We start from the raw sequence: 21,380 nt of genomic DNA on the forward strand, positions 1-21,380 counted from the left end.
CAGCCGACAACGGACTTGACTGCGGCTGCAACAATGTCACACTGACGGGACTCATAAAACCTGGGAGGGTTCGACATGGCGGTCCAGCGTTCGAAGGCATTCTGGCGCAATGCGCCGATCATCACTGAGGTTCTGCTCGGCGCGCTGTCGCTTGGGTGGGCCGCGCCGGGTCTCGCGCAGCCGGCCGCGACGGGCGCGGACGCCAACGAGGAAGCCAACGCAAGCGGCGAGATCATCGTCACCGCCCAGCGGCGCGAAGAATCGCTGCTGGAAGTCCCGATTTCCATCGTCGCAATCGGCAACAAGGAACTCGGCAATCGCGACATTACCGAGGCGTCCCGTCTCGAGTCCATCGCCCCGGGGCTGCAGATCGGCCGCTCGGGCGCCGACCCGAGGCCCGCCATTCGCGGCATCTACACCGAATCGATCCAGGGCAACTCGGACCCTCGTGTCGGCGTTTACATCGACGAAATCTATCAGTCGCGCACCTCGCAGCTAAGCGTTCCGTTCGTCGACCTTGCGCGGGTCGAAGTGCAGAAAGGCCCCCAGGGCACGCTGTACGGCCGCAACAGCTTCGGCGGCAACATCGCTCTGGTTACCAACAAGCCGAACTTCGATCGGGTCGAAGGCGGCGTCGATTTGCTTGCCGGCAACTACCGGCGGCTGATGGCGGACGGTTACGTCAACCTGCCGATCGCACCAGGTCTGGCCGCACGATTTGCCGGAGCGGTCGAGAAGCGCGACGGTTACATCAAGAGCCTGACCACGCCTCTCGCCGACTACGACGACAAGGGTCAGCATTACCTTCGTGGCGCGTTGCGCTGGTCGCCGCCGAGCATGGACGATCGCCTTGAGATCATCCTGAGGGGTTCGTACTGGAACGAGGACGACGCCGGGGGGAACACCTTCAACGCGAAGGCGATCGGACAGTTCATCGACCCGAAGCTGGTCGTCGCCCCCGGCGGCACGCTGACGGTGGGCAACGCGACCTTTACCTTCCCGCAAGGCTTCAACGGACGTTCGTTTACCGGTCAGTTCGTGCCCTATTCGACGTTTCGCGACGGGATTCCCGACATCAACGGAGCGGACATCGGAATCCTGATTCCCGGGCCTTACAAGGCGTTCAATGACGCGATCGGGTTCAACAAGATCAAGTCCTACCAGGGCTCGTTGAACATGGGGCTCGAGCTTGGCCCTGTTAAGCTGCGCTCGATCACGGGGTACACCGATTTCCGCGCCAATCGCGGTGGTGACAACGATGGCACCTCGGCCCCATTCGGGATCGGGTACTTCATCACCGAGAACAAGTCGTTCACGCAGGAACTCCAGCTGCTGTCCAACACCAAGGACAGCCCGCTGCAGTACGTGATCGGCGCCTACTATCTCGATGACAAAGTCCCGGACATGTTCCTTGGCGTGCGGAACCGCACGTATTCGACCGCCAGCGCCCTGGCGAACGGCCAGGTGCCGCTTTACTTCGGCAGCAACTTCACGACGCTCCCGAGCGTGCCGCCGTTCTCCAACGCCCTTATCACCGCGCCGGCGAGCGACGCCTACAACCCGCTCTCGTTCCAGCACACCAAGGCCTACGCCGGTTACGGACAGCTCTCCTACACCGTGGCCGACAGGCTGACGCTTACCGGCGGCTTGCGCTATACGGTGGACAAGAAGGACTTCGCATCGGCGCTTGGCAACCGCTTCGCTCCGGCGGGAACTTATCTGGTCTTTGCGCCGACGACCAACTTCAACCACACATGCAACGGCTTCACGGCGGCGGACCCATCGTCAACCGCGCCGGCGCAGACCGTTGCCGAAGCGCTCATCACCCGCTGCGGCAAGAAGACTTTCAAGTATTTCACCTATCGCGGAGCGGTCGATTACAAGCTCAACGACGACACCCTGCTCTACGCCAGCTATTCGACCGGCAAGCACTCGGGTGGGTTCAGCTACAGCGTCATCCCGGGAACGCCCGACAACTCGCTCCCGCCCTACGGCACCGAAAGCGTTACCGCGTACGAGGCGGGGCTCAAGGCGTCGTTGTTTGACCGCCGGGTCCAGCTGACGCTCGCCGGATTCTACAACGTCTACAAAGATCTCCAGGTGCAAACGAGCTTCGCCAACCCGAACGTTCCCAACAGCGTCATTACCGTCGCCGGCAACGGAGCGCGGACCAAGGCACCCGGCATTGATTTCGAAGTGGTCGCCCGGCCGGCCGACCGACTGCGGATCAACTTCTCCGCCAACTATCTGCACGCGCGCGACGATCCGTTCCCCGTGGCGGTGACCAACAACGGCGTGTGCGACATCGTTGCGCCGGGCGGGACCTGCACCACGCGTCCGGAAGTGCGGCTTGGCTTTTCCGGGGGCATCCTCCCCAATCCGGTCAGCAATCCGGAGTTCTTCGTTCCGGTGCTCGGACCGAACGGTCAGCAGCTCGTCGTGGGAGGCGTGCCGCAGTTTCTCGCGCTGGGTTACAACAAGAAGACGAGGGTACAAAACCAGGCCGATATCCAGCTTCGCGGAGGAGTCGCCTACGATATCGATCTGGGTAGCGCCGGCACCCTCACCCCCGAGGTGCAGACTTACTTCAACGGCGGCTATATCCTCTCTCGGACCCTGGTGAATTTCAAGCAGAAGTCCTACACCAAGACCGAGCTTCGCCTGACCTGGACCAACGCGGAGGATAACCTCTCACTCCAGGCCTTCGTCGAAAACCTCGAGAACGAAGCCGTCATCGGCCGCGCGACGATTGCCAGCGGTGGTGCGTTCAGTGGCACCTTCGCGCCGCCGCGGACCTACGGAATGAAGCTCAGCTTCCGGTACTGAGCGGATGCGCTGACCGGCGGCGGCGATCGAACCGCGCCGCCGCCGGCAGCGAAAGCTGATTGTCCTTTGCCGGTCGACGCGAGCACTGTCTGCCGCATGCGCAAGTTCTATCACGACGGACAGGCCGGGCACGATCCGGTCAGCGAGATGCACAACGGCAGCATGGTCCCGTACCGCGAGCACAGCGGCCGCATCGCCAGCGTGCTCGAGGCAATCGGCGAGACCGACCAACCCGCGGATTTGGGACTCGCGCCGATCGCCGCAGTCCACACGGACGAGTATCTCGACTTTCTTCGGTCGGCGCATGACCTCTGGCTTGCTGCCGGGCGTCGCGGCGACGCCTTGGCGTACGCCTGGCCGGTGGTCCGGCGGCGGCCGCTTTCCCTCCAACGGATCGACGCCTTGCTGGGCCGCTTCAGCTTCGACGCGACGACCCCGATTTCCGCTACGACCTGGCCCGCCGCCTATGCCAGCGCGCAAACCGCGCTGGCGACGGGCGGAGCGGTTCTTGCAGGCGCGCGCGCGGCTTTCGGCTTGTGTCGCCCGCCCGGCCATCATGCCGGGGCCGATTACCTGGGCGGGTATTGCTACCTGAACGTGGCCGCGGTCACTGCGCAGCTTCTTCTCACGAGTGGCTGCGGACGCATCGCCATCCTGGACATCGACTATCATCACGGCAACGGGACGCAGGACATCTTCTGGGAGCGTGGCGACGTTTTCTACGCCTCGCTTCATGCCGATCCCGCAACCGACTACCCCTTCTTCTGGGGCCACGCCGACGAGATCGGCCAGGGGGCGGGTCGCGGCGCCACACTGAATCTCCCGCTGCCGCGAGGGACCGCCCTGACCGAGTACCGGCCGGCGCTTGCCGCTGCGCTTGGAGCCATCGCACGCTTCTCGCCGGATTGCCTCGTGGTCAGCTTCGGCGCCGACACCTTCACCGGTGATCCCATCTGCGGGTTCGAACTCGCAACGGGGGACTACGCCAGGATCGGCGCGGACATAGGCCGCTGCGGCATCCCAACCGCCATCCTCCTCGAAGGTGGCTATGCCGTCGCCGAGCTCGGCGACAACGTCACCGCTTTCCCTTCCGGCTTTGCCTGACCCCACATTGGAGAACACCCATGGATGAATGGATCACGATGGCGACCGGGCTCGGCTTTCCCGAGGGTCCGATCGCCTGCGCCGACGGCAGCGTGCTGCTGGTTGAGATCGAGGCCGGGTGGATCACGCGGGTCCACGAGAACGGCACGGTCGAGCGCCTGGTGGAGACCGGGGGAGGACCTAACGGCATGGCCTTCGGGCCCGACGGCCTGCTTTATGTGTGCAACAACGGGGGGTGCCTGTGGCGCGAATGGGGGGGATGCGCCTGCCCCACGGCACGCCCGAAGGCTACCGCAGCGGTTCGATCCAACGCGTGGATATCGCTGCCGGCACCGTCGAGCAACTCTATGCGTCGGCCGGCGAGGTTCCGCTCAAGGGGCCCAACGACATCGTTTTCGACAGCCACGGCGGCTTCTGGTTTACCGACAACGGTAAAGGCACCACGCGGCAGCGCAGCGTGACCGGTGTGTTCTATGCGAAAATGGACGGCAGCTCATGCCGCGAAGTGATCTTTCCGCTCGACAACCCGAACGGGGTCGGACTTTCGCCGGACGGCCGCACGCTCTACGTCAGCGAGACGCCTCCGGCGCGTCTTTGGGCATTCGATATCGTGGCACCGGGGGAAGTCGCCCTGACACCCGGCCTGCGAGGAATGAGTGGGCGCTTCGTTCATGCCACTGCCGGGGTCGCTGCTTACGATAGCCTTGCGGTGGAGGCGGGCGGAAACATCTGCGTCGCCACGATCGGCCATGCCGGAATCACGGTGGTGACGCCGGATGGCGAACTGGTCGAGCACGTCCCGACCGACGACCCGTTCACCACCAACATCGCCTTCGGTGGCCCTGAGCTTCGGATGGCTTACGTCACGCTGGGTGGCACGGGGCGCCTGGTCAGGCGACCGTGGCCGCGCCCTGGCCTGGCGCTGGTTGCGTAGACCGTTCGGCGGCCAACGCCTGGCGGGTCGCGTGGTAGGATTCGCGGGTCACGCGCATCATCGCGTAGAACCCCGTGGCGACCAGTCCGGGGAGAGACGCCGCAACATAGGCGAGAGCCAGCCCGCCGAGCACTGCATTGTCGACGTGGCCCGGTTGCGCTTTCGCCGGGAAGGCCACGAGCGCCAGGACCATGCCGGCAAACGCCGTGCCGACGGCCGAGTCGATTCGCTGGAAGAACGTTCGCACCGAGTAGAGCACGCCCTCCTGGCGCAGGCCGAAGCGCAGCTCGTTCTCGTCGGCGATGTCGGCGAGCGCCGATCGGATCGTCGTGGTCAGAATGCTGTACGAGGCATGCTGGAACACCCCGAAGGCGATCAGGATCGCCAGCAGGCCGGGCATACCCGGGCGCAGAATTCCGAGGTAGCCGAGCAACAGCGGGATGCCGGGCACGATCGCATAAGTGAGCGACGACAACGCACCGCTCCAGCGTTTGTCGAGACGCTCGTGCAGCGGTTTGACAATCGCCGCGGCAAGCAGGTAGCCGCCGATGTTGCCGAGCACGAACCAGCTCAACTGGTTGTTGTCGAACCGCCAGAAGTAGCTGCCGACGTATAGCGACAGGCCGTTGCGCACGCCCGTCATCAGCGAGAAGAACAGCAGCGCAAACAGCAAGACGACGTAGTTGCGATTGACCAGGGCGCGGCGCACGTCGCCTCCGAAACTGCGGAGCGACAAGCGCTCCGTCCCCGGTGCGGGTTGCGAGACGAAGGGAATCCGCGACCGAGTCCACCATGTCGAGGCGAAAAGGATCGTCCCGACCAGCGCGGGAATCGCCAGCGCGAACACCGGGTAGCGCGAGGCATCGAGAGCGCCGTTCGGCAACCCCGGCTCCGGTGCAAAGAACAAGCGGAGCGTGAGAAGCGTCGCCACGGTGTCGCCGACGAACATCATGAAGGTGTTGTGCGCCATCACGCTCGAGCGCTCGAGATAGCCTTCGGACATCTCTCCGCCAAAAGCGAGGTGAGGGGTGTGATAGATCGTCATCATCTGCAGGAGCAGCGTGTTGGTCACGGCCAGCCACACCAGCAGGCCGGTGGGGCCGAGCCCTTCGGGCGGACGGAAGGCCAAAAAAAGCTGAGCGCGATCGGGACGATCGCCAGGAACATGAACGGATGGCGTCGTCCCAGGCGCGAGCGCGTCCGGTCGGACCATGATCCGATCAGCGGATCGAACACCGCGTTCACGAACAGGCCCACCGACAGCGCCGCCCCGACTTCTCCGGGGGGAAGGCCCAGCACTTGATTGTAATATATCATCAGGAACGTAGCGGCGATGAAGGTGATCGACTCCGCCGCGGTGCCAAGCGCGAAAGCGACCTTGAGTTTGAGCGTAAGCGAGGGCGCCCGGTCCGCCGCGAGGGCCATCCTTCGATCTCCAAAACGCAAGACATCGTGATCATGTCCGGGTTCGGATGCAAACTGAATCTTCAGGCGCTGTAATTCTCGATTGACGGCGATACGGCAGAGGAAGCGATAAGGTCTTGCATTCGCAGTCAGCGAAGCTAGCATCGCCTTGTGTTGCGAGCGAGAGAGTGGTCACGACGCGAATTCGCCGGGCTGGCAACAGCCGGGTGGGCTACGCTGGCGGCGCGTCGAGCCAAAGCACGCGCGGGTTCAGGGGAGAGAGCGAACATGCTGCAACATGCCCACAACAAGCGTCTGATCGCCGAATTCCTGACCGCGATGGCGGCTGGCGACGAGCGCCGGACGCTCGAGCGATTCTGCCATGCCGATTGCCGTTTCGAAGTCTTTCACCCGTTCAACACGATCGACGGCCTGGACGCCGTCCACGAACGGTTTTTCGTCCCGCTTCGGACAGCGTTCCCCAATTACGAGCAGCGCATCGCCTTTGCGCTTGGCGGCGGATACGAAGGCCGCGACATGGCAAGCACTTGGGGCTATGTCCTGGGCACTTTCGACGCGCCCTGGCTGGGTATCCCCCCGACGTTCGGCCTGGCCTACCTGAACTTCGGCTTCAATGCGATCGTCCGCGACGGCAAGATCGCCAAGGCCTACATCTTGCTCGATATCGTCGACCTGATGCGCCAAGCGGGCCACTACCCGCTGCGCCAGGCGCCGGGCACGTCCGAGCTGTGGCCCTTCCCGCCTTGCGACACCGGCGCGAGTGCGCTCGATTACGATCCTGTTCGCGGCGCCCGGTCCCTCCAAATCATCCGCGAAATGCAAATGAACCTGCTCACGCCCGAGCAGATCAAGGCTGGCGCGCCCGGCTCGCACAGTCCTCACTGGCACGAGCACATGGGGTGGTATGGGCCAGCGGGCATCGGTTCCATGCGCGGACGGCGCGGTTTCCGCGACTTTCATGGTGCGCTTTTCCTCCAGGCGTTTCCGAACCGCACTGGCTGGCCAAGGCAGGAGGGAGGACCGCAAGACGCCCCGGGGCACTACATCCGGCTGGGTGACGGGCTCTACGCGGTGACCAGCGGTTGGCCCTCCCTCCACGGCACGCACACCGGATCGGAATGGCTGGGTTTGCCGCCCACCGGGCGCAAAGTGGAAATGCGGGTCGCCGATTGGTATCGGCTCGACGAGCAGGGCAAAATCCACGACAATTGGGTGTCGATCGACATCCCCCACATCCTTCACCAGATGGGACTCGACATCTTCCACGACCTCCAGTTTTTCGTCGACCGATCCAAGCCCCGCGAGCGTCTGCCGCAGTGACCGCACCGGTCGCCGGAGGCGCTGGCCCCGCCGAGCGAATCCGCGCGGAGGACATTCCCGCGTCACTGCGTTGCGGGGCCTTTGGCTTCCTGATGATCGCCGAGTTCTTTTATGGCTGGGCGTGGAACACGGTCGACTTCCTGCGTCCGCAGATCCGGGAGTCGCTGGGCCTGACCCTGACGGAGGCGGGATCGGCCTACACCGCGCAAAGCAGCGGCGCGCTGGTCGGCGCACTGGTGCTCGCGCAGCTGGCCGACCATTTCGGGCGCCGCAGAACACTGTTCTGGGTCATCGCGGGCTACGCGATCACCGGCGCCGCGGGCGCGCTGGTGACGAGCTTCGGTCTCTTGCTGCTTCAACGCTTCGTGCTCGGATTCTTTCTCGGCGCGATCTTCCCGGTGCTTATCGGCACCTACATGGGCCTGTTCCCGAGCACGTTGCGAGGCAAGCTCGCCGCGCTCGGCAACGGCACTTACAACCTGTCGGTGGTCGCGCTGGGCTACGCCTTGGCGTGGACCACCTCGATCGACTGGCGTGTGCTGCTGTGGGCCGGTGCGCTTGTGCCCTTCGCGATCGCCCCGCTGGTTTTCGTTGCGGTGCCCGATGATCGCAAGATGATCCCGTGGGGAACTGAGGGCGATCTGGCCCGGCCTCACAAGCTGCCGATGACCGAGCTCTTTTCCGTCGCGCTTCGAGGCAACACGTTGCTGCTGTTCACGTTGGTCGCCCTGAACTTCTTCTCGTATCAGGCCTTCGCGGGCTGGGTCACGACATACCTCAAGGATGTACGCGGGTTCGCCGCCGAAGTTTACGGCCCGATCGCCGCCTGGCAATTCTGGGGCGCGCTGATCGGCGGCTTCTTCTGGGGCGCCTTCAGCGATCGTTATGGCCGCCGGACCGGCGCGGCCGGATTCTTCGGCGCCGGCGTCGCCATTCTTTTCTACCTGTATGTCCTGCACTCTCCGGAGCAGTTGCGTTGGGCAGGGTTTGCGTGGGGCTTCATGTTATCCGCGCAAGTAGCGTGGGCTCCCTGGATGTCGGAGCTGTTTCCCGCCCATCTACGGTCGACGGCAATGTCTATCTTCAACTGGGGGAGAATCGTTTCGATGACCGCCCCGCTTGTAACGGGCGCCATTGCAGAAACGTTCGGCCTCACTTGGGCCATGACTCTCGGTGCCGCAGGGTTCGCAGCGGGCGGCCTGGTGTGGCTGCGCTTGCCGGAGACGGTAAAACGCTAACTGCAAGGCCCGGTCCTGGCCGCGCGCCAAAATGGACGCGCAAGTGCGTGAATTAGGAGCTGCGACCGACAACACCTTCCTGCCGCGAAGGGGGAACTGGCGGAGAGGGAGGGATTCGAACCCTCGATACGGTTACCCGTATGCCGCATTTCGAGTGCGGTGCATTCGACCACTCTGCCACCTCTCCGCGAGATAAACCGCACGGTTTCCCGGGCGGCGGGCTGGCCGGAAGCGGGCGGTTAGCCCAAGCTCCGGCGCTTGCCAACCCTTTCGCGCCCGCATCCCCGGCCAACCGGCGCAAGCGCCTTGTTTCGCACCCGCGACAATCTATATTCGGGGCATGGACCGCGCGCAGTTCTTTTCCCCGCAGGCCGGCAAGATGGTCGATTCTCCGCCGGTGTCGCATGCCAGCTTCGGCATCGGCGACATCGTGCGCCACCGCATGTTCGATTTCCGCGGGGTGATCTTCGACGTCGATCCGGTCTTCGCCAACAGCGAGGAATGGTACAACTCGATCCCCGCCGAGGTTCGCCCCCACCGCGACCAGCCGTTCTACCACCTCCTCGCCGAAAACGGCGATTCGAGCTACGTCGCCTACGTCAGCCAGCAGAACCTGCTGGACGACGGCGACCTCGGACCGATCGAGCACCCCTCGGTGGCCGAGATGTTCGAGGATTTCGCCGAGGGTAAGTACCGCTTGCGCCGCGATTTGCGGCACTAGCCCAGGATCGCGGCGGGCCTAGGCCCGCGCCTCTTCAACCCCCGCGCTGTTGTGGCGCAGCGCCTTGAGCACAGTATCGACGATCTGCGGGGCGTTGAGCCCGGCGGCGTCGTACTGTTTGTCGGGGGCGTCGTGATCCTGGAACAGGTCGGGCAGGCGCATCGTGCGGATCTTCAGACCGGCATCGACCAGGCCTTCGTCGCTGGCGAGCGTGAGGACGTGCGCGCCGAGGCCGCCGATGCTGCCCTCCTCGACCGTAACGATCACCTCGTGTGTCGTCATCAGGCGGCGGATGAGCTCGGTGTCGAGCGGCTTGGCGAAGCGCAAGTCCGCAACGGTGGTGGATAGCCCGCGCGCTTCGAGTTGATCGGCGGCCTTGAGCGCCTCGCCCAGCCGCGTGCCGAGCGACAGCAGCGCGATCTTCGTCCCCTCGCGCACCACCCGCCCCTTGCCGATCTCGAGCCGCTGCGGAACATCGGGCAGCGCCACGCCGGTGCCGTTGCCGCGCGGATAACGGAAGGCGATCGGACCGCTGTCATGCAGCACGGCGGTGTGGGTCATGTGGACCAGCTCGGCCTCGTCCGCCGCGGCCATCACCACGAAGTTGGGCAGCGTCGCCAGATAGGTCACGTCGAACGAACCGGCATGAGTCGCGCCGTCCGCGCCGACGAGGCCCGCGCGGTCGATCGCGAAGCGCACAGGCAGGTTCTGGATCGCCACGTCGTGGACCACCTGGTCATACGCGCGCTGCAAAAAGGTCGAGTAGATCGCACAAAAAGGCCGCATGCCCTGTGCCGCCAGCCCTGCCGCGAAGGTCACACCGTGCTGTTCGGCGATGCCGACGTCGAAGAATCTCTCGGGATGCGCGGCGGCGAACTTGTCGAGCCCGGTGCCCGAAGGCATCGCCGCTGTGATCGCGCAGATCAACGGATCGGTCTCGGCTTCCTTGGTCAACTGCGCGCCGAAGACGTTCTGGTAGGCCGGCGGGCCCGCCGCACCCTTGACCTGCTGGCCGGTGATCACGTCGAACTTCTGGACGCCATGATACTTGTCGGCGCTGTTTTCCGCAGGGGCATAGCCCTTGCCCTTTTGGGTGACGACGTGGACCAGGCACGGTCCGACCCCGGCGTCGCGCACGTTTTCGAGCACCGGCACGAGCTGGTCGATGTTGTGGCCGTCGATCGGGCCGATGTAATAGAAGCCCAGTTCCTCGAACAGCGTGCCCCCCATCGCCATCCCGCGGGCGAATTCCTCGGCCTTTTCGGCAGCATCGTGGGCGCGGCGCGAGATCTTGCCGAGCGCCTTCTTGGCGAAGTGACGCAGGCCCAGGTATTCGCGCGAAGAGGCCAGCCGGGCAAGATAGCCCGAAAGGCCGCCCACCGGCGGCGCGATCGACATGTCGTTGTCGTTGAGGATCACGACCAGCCGGTTGCCCGCCTGTTCGGCGTTGTTCATCGCCTCATAGGCCATGCCAGCGCTCATCGCGCCGTCGCCGATAACCGCGATCGCGCGACCGGGTCGGTCGCTCAGCTTGTTGGCCACGGCAAAGCCCAGCGCGGCGGAGATCGAGGTCGAGGAATGCGCCGCGCCGAACGGATCGTATTCGCTCTCGCTGCGCTTGGTGAAGCCGGACAGGCCACCACCCTGGCGCAAAGTGCGGATGCGGTTACGGCGGCCGGTGAGAATCTTGTGCGGGTAGGCCTGGTGGCCGACATCCCAGATCAGGCGGTCGCCCGGCGTATCGAACACATAGTGGATCGCCACGGTCAGTTCGACGACCCCGAGGCCGGAGCCGAGATGACCACCGGTGGTCCCCACCGCCGAGATCATTTCCTGGCGCAACTCGTCGGCCAGTGCACGCAACTGGCCGGGCGGGAGCTTGCGCAGATCGGTGGGGGTGTCGATCGTGTCTAGAAGCGGGGTAGCGGGGTTGGCGCTCATCGGCAGGGTCTTACACGCGGGCGATGCGAGTGTCGATTCAACGCCGCGACTTTGCCCCGAACCCCGCCAGTTCGACCAACGCCTGCAATGCGTTAACCCGGTTGCGGTCTGCCCTCGGAGGAGCACCGGCGGGACACTCGAGGCAGTAGGCCTGAATTCCGCCCTGCCCGCTTAACAACGCCACATCGTGTACCAGCCGCTCGGCCAGCGCCGCCTGCTGCGCGGCGACGATCCCGCCGATTCCGCCCGAGCTGGCGCGAGAATCGTCGTCGTCGCGTTCGAGCAGCCGGACCAATAGCGTGCGGAAGGTATCGTCTTCCTCTCCCAGGTATTTCGGATGCCACTCGCCATCGCCGAGCTTGGCAGCCTTGGCGGCGTAGGCGAGCGCGTCTTCCATCCCGCCGAGTTGATCGACCAGGCCGAGCTGGCGCGCCGTGCCGCCGTCCCAAATGCGCCCTTGACCGATCGCATCGACCTGTTCGGGGGTCTTGCCGCGCGATTGGCCGACCAGGCCGATGAACCGCCGATAGCCGTTCTCGATCGTCGCCTGGACCAGTCCTTCGACTTGCGGGTTGAGGCCGCCGAAGACATCCGGCTGACCCGAGAGCGGACTGGTCTTGACCCCGTCGCTGGTCACCCCCCAGTTCGCCAGTGCGTTCTCGAAGGTCGGGATGATCCCGAAGATGCCGATCGACCCCGTGATCGTGCTGGGTTCGGCGAAGATGTGCGTGCCCGGCGTGGAGACCCAATACCCGCCCGAAGCGGCCAGGTTGCCCATCGAGACGACCACCGGGATGCCCTTGGCCTTTTGGCGCAGGATCGCAGTGCGGATGCGTTCGGAGGCGAGCACCGAACCGCCGGGCGAATCGACCCGCACCACCAGCGCGGCCAGATCGTCGTCGAGCGCCTCGTCGAGCGCCTTGGCGATCCGGTCTCCGCCCGCCTGGCCCGGCCCGGCGTCTCCATCGACGATCTCGCCGGCGATGGTGATCACCCCGATCGGCTTGCCCGCGGTGTTCTCGTCGAGATCGGCGAGCCAGGGATCGAGATCGGTCTTGCGAAACTCGCCGACCCGTCCGCCGATCTCTGGGCCGACCAGTTTGGCGACGCGCTGGCCGAACGCGGTGCGGTCGCCCAGATGATCGACCAACCCGGCCTGGACCGCGGCCGCGCCGGTGTCTCCGCCCGCGGCCTGGAGCCAGGCGGCAGGGTCCTTGGTCGGCAGGTCGAGGTTGGCCTTGGGCCGCGCGCGCGCGATGTTGGCGCGGTAGTCGTCCCACAGCCGGGCATAGACCGCGCCAAGCGCTTCGGCTGCCTCGGGCGACTGGTCGGCGCGGATATAAGGTTCGACCGCGCTCTTGTAGGTGCCGACCTTGAATACGTGGACGTTGATCTTCAGCCGGTCGAGCAGGTTCTTGTAGTACAGCCGGTTGCCGCCCGGCCCTGCTACCACCGCGCCGCCCAGCGGATCGGCCCAGACCTCGCTGGCGTGCGCGGCGAGCAGCATCGAACCGTCCGTGTAGGCGATCGCATGCGCCAGCACGGGCTTTTTCGCGGCGCGTACCGTGTCGAGCGCAGCGCCGATCCGTTCGAGATGAACCTGGCCCGCACCGGTGAACTCGTCGAGATCGAGCACGACCGCCTTGATCCGCTCGTCCTTGGCCGCGGCCTCGATCGCGCGGACCACGTCGCGTTCGCGGAATTGTTTGGCCGGCGTGCCCTGGCCGAGCAACATCTTGAACGGATCGACCTTGGCCGGTTCCTCGACGATCGACCCGTCGAGCTTGAGCAACAGCGCGCCGTCGCGCACCAGGCCGGGATTGGGACGGAGCGTGAGCACCGCATAGAGCGCCCAGAAGAACAGCAGCAGGAACAGGAGCGCGAACGCATCCTTGATCCCGACCAGGATCGCCCAGACCTTGCGTGCGAAAATCATCTTCTGCCAAATCCTAACACTTCTGGGGCGATGTAGGTGGAGCGAGGCTGGCGCGCCACCCGAATCCGCTTGAGCGACCCATGCGGCTCGACTAGGGGCATCGCTTTAATGCCATCGCCGGAAACACCCGTCGTCGGACGCTACCCAAGCGGGCGCGCCGCGTTCCCGCACCGTGACCTGCTGGGCATCGGCAGCCTGGCCCGGCATGAGATTCTCTACCTGCTCGACGAGGCGGAAGAGTGGGTCGCGCTCAACAAGCAGGCCTCCAAGCACGCCGACCGGCTGGCCGGGCTGACGATCATCAATGCGTTCTTCGAGAATTCCACCCGGACGCTGCTGAGTTTCGAGATCGCGGGCAAGCGGCTGGGCGCCGACGTGGTCAACATGCACGCCGCGCAATCGAGCGTGAAGAAGGGCGAGACGCTGATCGACACCGCGCTGACCCTGGGGGCGATGCGTGCCGACGCGATCGTTATCCGCCACGCCAGCAGCGGCGCGGTGCGGCTGATCGCGGACAAGGTCGATTGCCCGGTGCTCAACGCGGGCGACGGCCAGCACGAACACCCGACGCAAGGCTTGCTTGATGCGCTGACCATCCGTCATGCGCTGAACCGGCCCGCGGGAAGCGATCTCAACGGGCTGCAGGTCACGATCTGCGGCGATATTCTCCACAGCCGGGTGGCGCGATCGAATATCCTGTGCCTGACCGCGCTTGGCGCCGATGTGCGCGTCTGCGCGCCGCCCGCGCTGATGCCCGACGGGGTCGATGCGATGGGAGTCGCGCCGTTCCACGACTTTGATGCCGCCTTGAAGGGCGCCGAAGTGGTGATGATGCTGCGGCTCCAGCAAGAGCGGATGAGCGGCCAGTTCATCCCTAGCCCGCGCGAATACCGCCATCTCTACGGGCTGACGCTCGATCGCCTAGGCCGCGCCGCGCCGGGGGCGTTGGTGATGCACCCGGGGCCTATGAACCGCGGGGTGGAGATCGATTCCAACGTCGCGGATCTGACTGGCAAGGAGGGGGGCGGACGCTCGCTGATCACCCGCCAGGTCGAAAACGGCGTGGCGATCCGCATGGCCTGTCTCGACGTGCTGACCCGCAGACGCCGCGGCGTAGAGGGCTGGGCATGAGCATCGCCGCGCCGCTCACGATCGTCAACGGTCGGCTGGTGTTGCCGACGGGCGAGCCTCGTCCGGGCGCGATCCGCTGCGAGAACGGCGTCGTCGTCGCGCTCGACGGTTCGGTCGTCGCGCGCGATGGCGATACCGTCGTCGATGCCAAGGGCGCGCTGGTCGCGCCCGCGTTGATCGACCTGGGGGTGTTCGCGATCGACCGCCCGGCGTTCCACTTCGGCGGTATCGTCCGCGCCGCGCTGATGCCCGACGAGACCCCGCCCCTCGACCATCCGGCGCGGGTGCGGTTCGCGGCGCAATCGGGCAAGCCCGACTTGTGGGTGCATCCGCTCGCCGCCGCCACCAGGGGCCTCGAGGGTCGCGAACTCGCCGAGCTGGCGCTGATGCGCGAGGCGGGGGCAAGGGCTGTCGCCACCGGGCGCAAGTGGGTGGCGGACAGCGGGGTGATGCTGCGGCTGCTGCGTTATGCGGCGATGCTCGATCTGGTGGTAGTGACCCATGCGGAAGATGCCGGACTGACCGGCGAGGCGGTGGCGACCGCGGGCGAGATGGCGACGCGGCTGGGCCTGCCCTCCGCCCCCGCCGAAGCCGAAGCGCTGGCGGTGGCGCGTGACATCGCGCTGGCCGAGTTGGCCGGCGCCAAGCTGCATATCCGCCAGGTGACGACCGCGGCCGGTCTCGCGCTGGTTCGGGCGGCCAAACTGCGCGGCGTGGCGGTCACTGCGGGAGTGACTCCGGCGCACTTCATGCTCAGCGACCTGGAACTTGCCGATTTTCGCACTTTCGCGCGTTTGTCGCCGCCACTGAGATGCGACTGGGAGCGTCGCGCGGTGATCGCGGCCATCGCCGACGGGACGATCGACGTCATCGCCAGCGGCCACGATCCGCGCGGACCCGAGGACAAGCGCCTGCCCTTCGCCGATGCCGCGCCGGGGATGGCGGGGGCCGAGACGCTGCTGTCGCTGACCCTGACGCTGGTCCGCGACGGGGTGATCGACCTCGCCCGCGCCTTCGCGCTGCTTGCGGCCAATCCGGCGCGTTTGCTGGGGGTCGACGCGGGCGAACTGCGCGGCGGCGCCGAAGCCGATCTCGCGATCGTCGATCCGGCCAAGCCGTGGATCGTGGATTCGGACAAGATGGCCGCCGCGGCGGGCAACACCCCGTTCGACAAGCGCCCTGTGGAAGGCCGCGTCGTCGCCCTGTTCAAGGGCGGCGCGGCGGTCGGCTAGGTCAGCGCCGCAGCCCGCGCATCACCGCGCCCGCGCCCTGGATTTCGGCGCGCTTGACCAGGCAGGCGCCGCCCCGCGACTTGACCCTGGCGCACATCGCCGCTGCATCGGCATAGCTACCGAAGCCGGTGGCGGCGACGCGCCACACGGGCACGTCGTTGACCATGGCGGTGGTCGTAACCGACTTATAGCCCTTGAGCGCAGGAGTACGGCGGGTGAACTTGCCCCAGCCCTCCTTGGCGATCGCCGGATTGGTGTACGACCCAAGCTGGACCCAGTGCGATCCGCCCGAGACGGCGTTGGCGATCGCGGTCATCCCGGCCAGGCCCTTGCCCCTGCCGGGCTGCGCAACCTTGCGCGGATCGCTGACGAATTTGGTGCGCATGGCCTTGCCCGCGAAGGGGGAAGAGGCCGCCGACCGCGCCGGGGCGGAAATCGTGGCGAACGCGGGGGCATCGCTGGCGACGAGCGAGGGCGCGCGATCGAGTGCGGCAAGCGTGACCGGCTGAGCGACCGGAGCCGCGGCAGGAGCCGCAACCGCAGGAAGCTCGGCCTGGGCCATCGCAGGCGGGGCCGGTTGCGGCGCCACCTGAGCGGCGGGCTCGGCCGCGGCCACCACCTGGGCTTGCGCCTCGGCGGCCAGTTCGCTCGAACCCGGGAAGTTGGCCAGCGCCAGCGCCTGCGGCTGACCCGCATCGCTGCTCGGGGTCACGCCGAGCAGGTGCGCCACGCGCTTCACGGCGTCTTCGGGGCGGCCCATCTCGGCCCATTCGCCGATCCGGTCGGAGACCTTGTCCGCGGGCAGGTCCTGCGCGACCATCAGCCGCGCCTCGCGCCAGCGGCCGTCAAGGGCGAAGGCAAAGGCCAGGTTCTGGCGGATCTTGGCGTCGTTTTCGCCGTTGCGCAGCGCGTCGGACAGCACTTGCACGCCCCGCGCCGGTTCGCCGGCCAGCGCGTAGGCAAGCCCGAGGTCGCCAGCGGGGATGGTGTTGCGCCAGTCGTGGAGCAGTTCCACCGCGGCGGCGTTGTTGCCGTTGGCGGTTTCCGCCAAGGCCAGCCCGAGCACGGTTGCGGCGCTCTCGTCGCCCAGGTTCAAGGCATCGTCGTACGATTGCGCAGCCGAGGCGAAGCGTCCGGCGGCGAGGTAGGCGGCCGCCAGCGAGGCGCGCGCGGCGGCGTCGCGCGGCGACGCCAGCACGGCCTTTTCGGCCTTGACGACAGCCTTGCTGCCCTCGCCCGATAGCGGCTTGGCGGCATAGCTCGAAGGCCGGGCCCCGCCATCCGAGGCGCATCCGCTGAGCAATCCGACGGCGATGGCAGCGGTCGATGCGAGCTTGAGGATCGTGGTGCGAGTCCCGGTCATTGTAGTTTCCCCCGGAGTTCCGTGTGTCGAAAAAATGTCAGCGGCGCCGGACGCGCTTGGCCAGGTCGTCGAGTTCGGGCAGTTCCTCGAGCAGGCGGTCGAGCGCCTGGGTCACGAGCTGCTGGGCGCTGCGGCCCTGCATGGTGCAGGCCAGCCGCAGCTTGAGATGGCGAACCTCGTCGACCCGCAAGGTGAACGCGGCGCGGCGGCCGTCGGCAAGCGCCGAGCGGCGCTCGGCTGCGGCGCTGGCGGATTCGGCCTTGCCTGCGGCATCGCGCGCATAGCGGTGCGCGGCGAGCGGGATCAGTGACGAAGGCTCGGACCTGCCCTCGTCTCCGACATGACCAGCCAAAGCGTCCTGCTGGCGCAGCACCTCGGGCATTCCGGCGGTAAGCGGTGATTGCTGCAACTGTTCGTCGGGCGCACCGAACGGAACGACGGTCGAATCGACCGCTTCCTCGCCCATGTCGTCCCAGCCGAGATCTTCGAGATGGTCGGGGTGCGGCGGCAGCGGAACCTCGGTCGAATAATCGACCAGCGGCTGCCACTGGGGCCGCATCGCCGGCTTGGCGCCGCCCTTGCGAGCCAGCAGCGTCGGCGACAGCGACGCAAAGGATTTGGGCTCGCGCATCGACCCGAACCCGTCAGGAACCGGCGACGCGGCGGCCGAAGCCGCCCTGCGGCCGGCTCACCCCGGGCAGCATCGTCACCGATGCCGGCGCCGCGAACACGGTGCGGCGGAAGTTCTTTTCCAGGCGATCGGAGATATAGCCCCACAGTGCCTCGACTTCCTGCGCCGATCGGCCCTTGGGATCGACCTCCATCACGGTGCGGCCATCGATCATCGAGGCTGCGAAATCGGTGCGGTGATGCAGTGTGACGGGAGCGACGGTGCCGTGCTGGCTCAGCGCGACCGCGGCCTCGCTGGTGATCTTGGCCTTGGGGGTGGCGGCGTTGACCACGAAGATCAGAGGCTTGCCGGCGCGCTCGCACAAATCGACCGTGGCGCCGACGGCGCGCAAATCGTGCGGGCTGGGGCGGGTCGGGACGACGATCAGTTCGGCCACCGCGATCACGCTCTGGATCGCCATGGTGATCGCTGGAGGGGTGTCGATCACCGCCAGACGGAAGCCCTGCTGGCGCAGAACCGCGAGGTCTCCGGCCAGGCGTGCCACGGTGGTCTGGGCGAAGGCGGGAAACTCCGCCTCGCGCTCGTTCCACCAATCGGCCAGGCTTCCCTGCGGATCGATGTCGATGAGGACGACGGGACCGGCGCCTGCGCGCTGGGCCTCTACGGCGAGGTGCCCGGACAAGGTCGTCTTGCCCGATCCCCCCTTCTGTGATGCCAATGCCAGAACGCGCAACGTATTGCCCCCTAAATGCCAAGCGGTCCTTTGGAGGCCGGTATCCGTCATCACCCCTAATTTTGGGTTAACGGGCTTCCACGGCATGCGCTTCCACCGCTCGGTGATCTTGAGTGGGCTTCGCTAAGCGCCCGTTTACCATGCCGCCGCTATGGAAGCGTCGTGAACGGCGAGACGACCATGGCGCGGTGGCGGTTGGCGGCAGCGGGAGCGGCACTTGCGGCCCTAGCGGCTTCGCCTGCCGAGGCCGGTGTCAAGGACGGCGTCGAGGCATGGTCTCGCGGCGACTATGCGCGCGCCGCCGCCGAATGGCGCAAGCCCGCCGCCGCGGGCGATGCCGATGCGCAGTTCAACCTGGCCCAGGCCTACAAGCTGGGCAAGGGCGTCCCCCCCGATCTCAAGCGCGCCGAAGACCTCTATTTCAAGGCGGCGCAGCAGGGCCATCTCCAGGCGGCGGACACCTATGGCCTGCTGCTGTTCCAGTCCGGGCGGCGCGAGGCGGCGATGCCGTGGCTGGCGGCTTCGGCCGAGCGCGGCGAGCCCCGCGCCCAATACGTGCTGGGGGTGGCGCGCTACAACGGCGACCTCGTCCCCAGGGACCCGGTCCTCGCCTATGCGCTGATGACTCGCGCCGTCGCCGCCGGACTGGAACCCGCCAAGGCGACGTTGACGACGATGGACCAGACGCTGTCGCTCGAACAGCGTCAACAAGGCGTCGCGCTTGCGGCGGAACTGGAGCGCGAGGCCAGCGCCCAGCGCGCCGCGCAGATGGCTTCGCTGGGGCTCGGAGAGAAGACCGCGCCACTTGCGCCGCCGCCGTGGCCGGAACCGGTGACGGCCGGGGCCGACTACGCCAATCCGGTCGTGGTTTCGCGCCCGGTCCGGGGGGTTGCGCGGGCCTCGATCGTGGCCGTTCCTAACGTCAAAGCCGCTCCTGCTCCCGCGAAGGTCGCGGTCGTCGCGCCTGCCGTTCAACCGGCTGCCGCGCGAGGCAGCGGCACGTGGCGCATCCAGCTCGGCGCGTTCGGCGTTTCGGGGAACGCCCAGGCGCTGTGGGGCAAGCTCAAGGGCAACGCCGCGCTCGGCGGGCGGCAGGCGTTCTTCGTTCCGGCGGGCAGGCTGACCAAGCTCCAGGCCGGGCCATTCGCCAGCCGGGCGGAGGCGCAGACGGCGTGTGGACAGGTCGGCGTGGCGGGGTGCATGCCGGTGGGCTGAACCTTTCCAATCGATCCTTGCCCCTCCCCGTCGTCCCGGCGAAGGGCGGGGCCTAGACAAGCTCTGCAATCGCGATGATCGTGCGGTGACGCAGGGTTGGCTGGGTCCCGGCCTTCGTCGGGGCGACGGGGGATTTTGTGCAAAGTGCAGAACAGTCCCCCTCCCGCCTGATCGCGCTCGATTTCGTGCGGGGCGTCGCGATCCTGGGGATCCTGCTGCTCAACATCGTCGGGTTCGCCTGGCCCGAGATCGTCTATGTCAGCCCTCGCGCGCCGACCGCGCCGGTCAGCATTGCCGACGACTGGACCTGGCTGGCGGTGTTCGTGCTAGCGGACGGCAAGTTTCGCGGCCTGTTCTCGCTGCTGTTCGGGGCGAGCATGCTGCTGTTCGTCGAGCGCGCCGAGGCATCGGGGCGCGACGGCGCGGCCCTCCAGCAGCGGCGGCTGGGGTGGCTGGCGCTGTTCGGCCTCGCCCACTTCTTCCTGCTGTGGTGGGGGGACATCCTGTTCCTCTATGCGGTGTGCGGGTTCTTCGCGCTCGCGTTGCGTCACCTGACCCCGCAGCGCCTCGCGATCGCCGCGCTGACGATCTACGCGATTGGCGCCGTCACCCTCGGCGCGCTGACCGCGGGCGGCGCGGCGCCGTGGCTGGGTTGGGACGATGTCGGCGGCGGGACCGCGGCGAGCATCATCGCCGACTATGGTAACGACGCCCGGGCCGAAATTCCCGCAACGCTGGCGCCGTGGTCAGATCACGTCGCGCACATGCTGCGCGACAACTGGACCGATCCGCTGACCACGGTGGCGATGACCTGGTTCGAGACCATCCCGCTGATGCTGATCGGGATGGCGCTGTTCAAGACGGGGTTATTCGCCGGGATCTGGAAGGCGGCGCGGCTGAAGCGCTGGGCGTGGCGTGGCATCGGCGGCGGGCTGGTGCTGACGCTGCCACTGGCGTGGTGGTTGTGGCGCGAGGACTTCGCCCTGCCGCTGACCCTGTTCGTCTGGCTCGGCCCCGCCGCCGCGGGCCGCCTGGCGAGCACGCTGGGCTATGCCGCATTCGCGGTCGTGCTCGCTCGGCGCTGGGCCGGCAGCGCACTGGGAGGCCGCCTCGTGGCCTGCGGGCGGATGGCGTTCTCCAACTACATCGCGACCTCGCTGGCGATGACCTTCATCTTCCACGGCTGGGGGCTGGGCCTGTTCGCGCGCATCGGCCGGTTCGAGCTGCTCGCGTTCGTCCTGCTCGGCTGGGGGCTGATGCTGGCATGGAGCCGGCCGTGGCTAGCGCGGTTTCGCTTGGGCCCGCTCGAATGGCTGTGGCGCTCGCTCACCTATGGCCGGATCGCGCCGATGCGGAAGCCACTTGCTATTGAAAGTGATTCGCAGTAGTAACCTCTCCATCGAGAGGGCCCGAGCGCATGTACGTCTGCATCTGCAATGCCATCCGCGAAAAGGACCTGCGCGCCGCCGCGCGTTGCTGCCGCGATGGCGCGGAGGACCTCTACGCCCGCCTCGGCCGCACCCCGCAATGCCGCCAGTGCCTCGACGAGGCCGATGATATCGTCGCCGAGGAACGCAGCATGGCGCTTTTGCCCGCCTGATTCCTTGCTCCGCTAGCCGCGCCGGGCCAT

At 66.9% G+C, this 21,380-nt stretch carries 16 protein-coding genes, 1 tRNA gene and 1 pseudogene; 11 read left to right on the top strand and 7 right to left on the bottom strand.

Translation table 11 applies throughout. The features are described 5' to 3' along the window. Positions 1-75 precede the first annotated feature (75 nt). The 3 genes from GKE62_RS07980 to GKE62_RS07990 all read left to right on the top strand — a co-directional run bounded on the left by GKE62_RS07980 (position 76) and on the right by GKE62_RS07990 (position 4,864). Positions 76-2,826: a TonB-dependent receptor gene (locus GKE62_RS07980; RefSeq protein ID WP_154691790.1), complete on the top strand. Its 2,751-nt coding sequence runs from the start codon at positions 76-78 to the stop codon at positions 2,824-2,826. A 96-nt stretch (positions 2,827-2,922) separates the two neighbouring features. Beyond that, positions 2,923-3,930 carry a histone deacetylase family protein gene (locus GKE62_RS07985; protein ID WP_154691791.1) on the top strand — a complete coding sequence of 336 codons (1,008 nt, stop codon included), beginning with the start codon at positions 2,923-2,925 and terminating at the stop codon, positions 3,928-3,930. Between the two features lie 259 nt (positions 3,931-4,189). Next, positions 4,190-4,864, top strand: a complete 675-nt coding sequence (locus GKE62_RS07990) for an SMP-30/gluconolactonase/LRE family protein (RefSeq protein ID WP_370516075.1) — start codon at positions 4,190-4,192, stop codon at positions 4,862-4,864. Here GKE62_RS07990 and GKE62_RS07995 read toward each other — a convergent pair. Continuing rightward, a pseudogene (locus tag GKE62_RS07995) lies at positions 4,821-6,433 on the bottom strand (MFS transporter). The gene GKE62_RS07990 and the pseudogene GKE62_RS07995 sit on opposite strands and share 44 nt — an antisense overlap. Before the next feature lie 123 nt (positions 6,434-6,556). Here GKE62_RS07995 and GKE62_RS08005 point away from each other — a divergent pair. Both GKE62_RS08005 and GKE62_RS08010 read left to right on the top strand, forming a co-directional pair. Then, positions 6,557-7,609: an ester cyclase gene (locus GKE62_RS08005; RefSeq protein WP_154691794.1), complete on the top strand. Its 1,053-nt coding sequence runs from the start codon at positions 6,557-6,559 to the stop codon at positions 7,607-7,609. Continuing rightward, positions 7,606-8,847 (top strand): MFS transporter, encoded by a 1,242-nt coding sequence (locus GKE62_RS08010; RefSeq protein WP_154691795.1) that lies wholly within the window; start codon positions 7,606-7,608, stop codon positions 8,845-8,847. The genes GKE62_RS08005 and GKE62_RS08010 overlap by 4 nt, the downstream gene beginning before the upstream one ends. A gap of 97 nt (positions 8,848-8,944) precedes the next feature. On the opposite strand, the gene GKE62_RS08015 is transcribed toward GKE62_RS08010, so the two are convergent. Beyond that, positions 8,945-9,034, bottom strand: a tRNA-Ser gene (locus tag GKE62_RS08015). A gap of 153 nt (positions 9,035-9,187) precedes the next feature. On the opposite strand from GKE62_RS08015, the gene hspQ reads away from it, so the two are divergent. Next, positions 9,188-9,568, top strand: a complete 381-nt coding sequence (hspQ, locus tag GKE62_RS08020) for a heat shock protein HspQ (protein ID WP_154691796.1) — start codon at positions 9,188-9,190, stop codon at positions 9,566-9,568. Positions 9,569-9,586: 18 nt separating this feature from the next. On the opposite strand, the gene dxs is transcribed toward hspQ, so the two are convergent. Together dxs and sppA are read right to left on the bottom strand one after the other, a co-directional pair. Continuing rightward, positions 9,587-11,509, bottom strand: a complete 1,923-nt coding sequence (gene dxs / locus GKE62_RS08025) for a 1-deoxy-D-xylulose-5-phosphate synthase (RefSeq protein ID WP_154691797.1) — start codon at positions 11,507-11,509, stop codon at positions 9,587-9,589. A gap of 37 nt (positions 11,510-11,546) precedes the next feature. Beyond that, the gene (gene sppA, locus GKE62_RS08030; protein WP_154691798.1) at positions 11,547-13,445 is read right to left on the bottom strand and encodes a signal peptide peptidase SppA; all 1,899 of its coding nucleotides are present in this window, start codon (positions 13,443-13,445) and stop codon (positions 11,547-11,549) included. Between the two features lie 108 nt (positions 13,446-13,553). On the opposite strand from sppA, the gene GKE62_RS08035 reads away from it, so the two are divergent. Both GKE62_RS08035 and GKE62_RS08040 read left to right on the top strand, forming a co-directional pair. Next, complete coding sequence (locus GKE62_RS08035; protein ID WP_154691799.1) at positions 13,554-14,576, top strand: aspartate carbamoyltransferase catalytic subunit; 1,023 nt, start codon at positions 13,554-13,556, stop codon at positions 14,574-14,576. Further along, positions 14,573-15,808, top strand: a complete 1,236-nt coding sequence (locus GKE62_RS08040; RefSeq protein WP_154691800.1) for a dihydroorotase family protein — start codon at positions 14,573-14,575, stop codon at positions 15,806-15,808. The genes GKE62_RS08035 and GKE62_RS08040 overlap by 4 nt, the downstream gene beginning before the upstream one ends. 1 nt (position 15,809) lies before the next feature. Here the strand turns inward: GKE62_RS08040 and GKE62_RS08045 are convergent, their stop codons facing one another. Genes GKE62_RS08045 through GKE62_RS08055 form a run of 3 tightly spaced genes read right to left on the bottom strand, consistent with a single transcriptional unit; the run spans position 15,810 to position 18,535 of the window. Next, positions 15,810-17,171 (bottom strand): SPOR domain-containing protein, encoded by a 1,362-nt coding sequence (locus GKE62_RS08045; RefSeq protein WP_154691801.1) that lies wholly within the window; start codon positions 17,169-17,171, stop codon positions 15,810-15,812. A 37-nt stretch (positions 17,172-17,208) separates the two neighbouring features. Next, on the bottom strand, positions 17,209-17,802 hold the full coding sequence (locus tag GKE62_RS08050; protein WP_154691802.1) for a hypothetical protein: 594 nt from the start codon (positions 17,800-17,802) through the stop codon (positions 17,209-17,211). A gap of 13 nt (positions 17,803-17,815) precedes the next feature. After that, on the bottom strand, positions 17,816-18,535 hold the full coding sequence (locus GKE62_RS08055; protein WP_154691803.1) for a ParA family protein: 720 nt from the start codon (positions 18,533-18,535) through the stop codon (positions 17,816-17,818). A 162-nt stretch (positions 18,536-18,697) separates the two neighbouring features. Between GKE62_RS08055 and GKE62_RS08060 the strand changes: the two genes are divergently transcribed. The 3 genes from GKE62_RS08060 to GKE62_RS08070 all read left to right on the top strand — a co-directional run bounded on the left by GKE62_RS08060 (position 18,698) and on the right by GKE62_RS08070 (position 21,350). After that, complete coding sequence (locus GKE62_RS08060) at positions 18,698-19,750, top strand: SPOR domain-containing protein (RefSeq protein WP_230207005.1); 1,053 nt, start codon at positions 18,698-18,700, stop codon at positions 19,748-19,750. Positions 19,751-19,887: 137 nt separating this feature from the next. Then, complete coding sequence (locus GKE62_RS08065; protein ID WP_154691804.1) at positions 19,888-21,138, top strand: DUF418 domain-containing protein; 1,251 nt, start codon at positions 19,888-19,890, stop codon at positions 21,136-21,138. Positions 21,139-21,167: 29 nt separating this feature from the next. Further along, entirely contained in the window at positions 21,168-21,350 is a 183-nt protein-coding gene (locus GKE62_RS08070) for a bacterioferritin-associated ferredoxin (RefSeq protein WP_154691805.1), read from the top strand. The last annotated feature ends 30 nt before the right edge of the window (positions 21,351-21,380 follow it).

It is taken from the genome of Novosphingobium sp. Gsoil 351 (assembly GCF_009707465.1).
Classification (GTDB): domain Bacteria; phylum Pseudomonadota; class Alphaproteobacteria; order Sphingomonadales; family Sphingomonadaceae; genus Novosphingobium.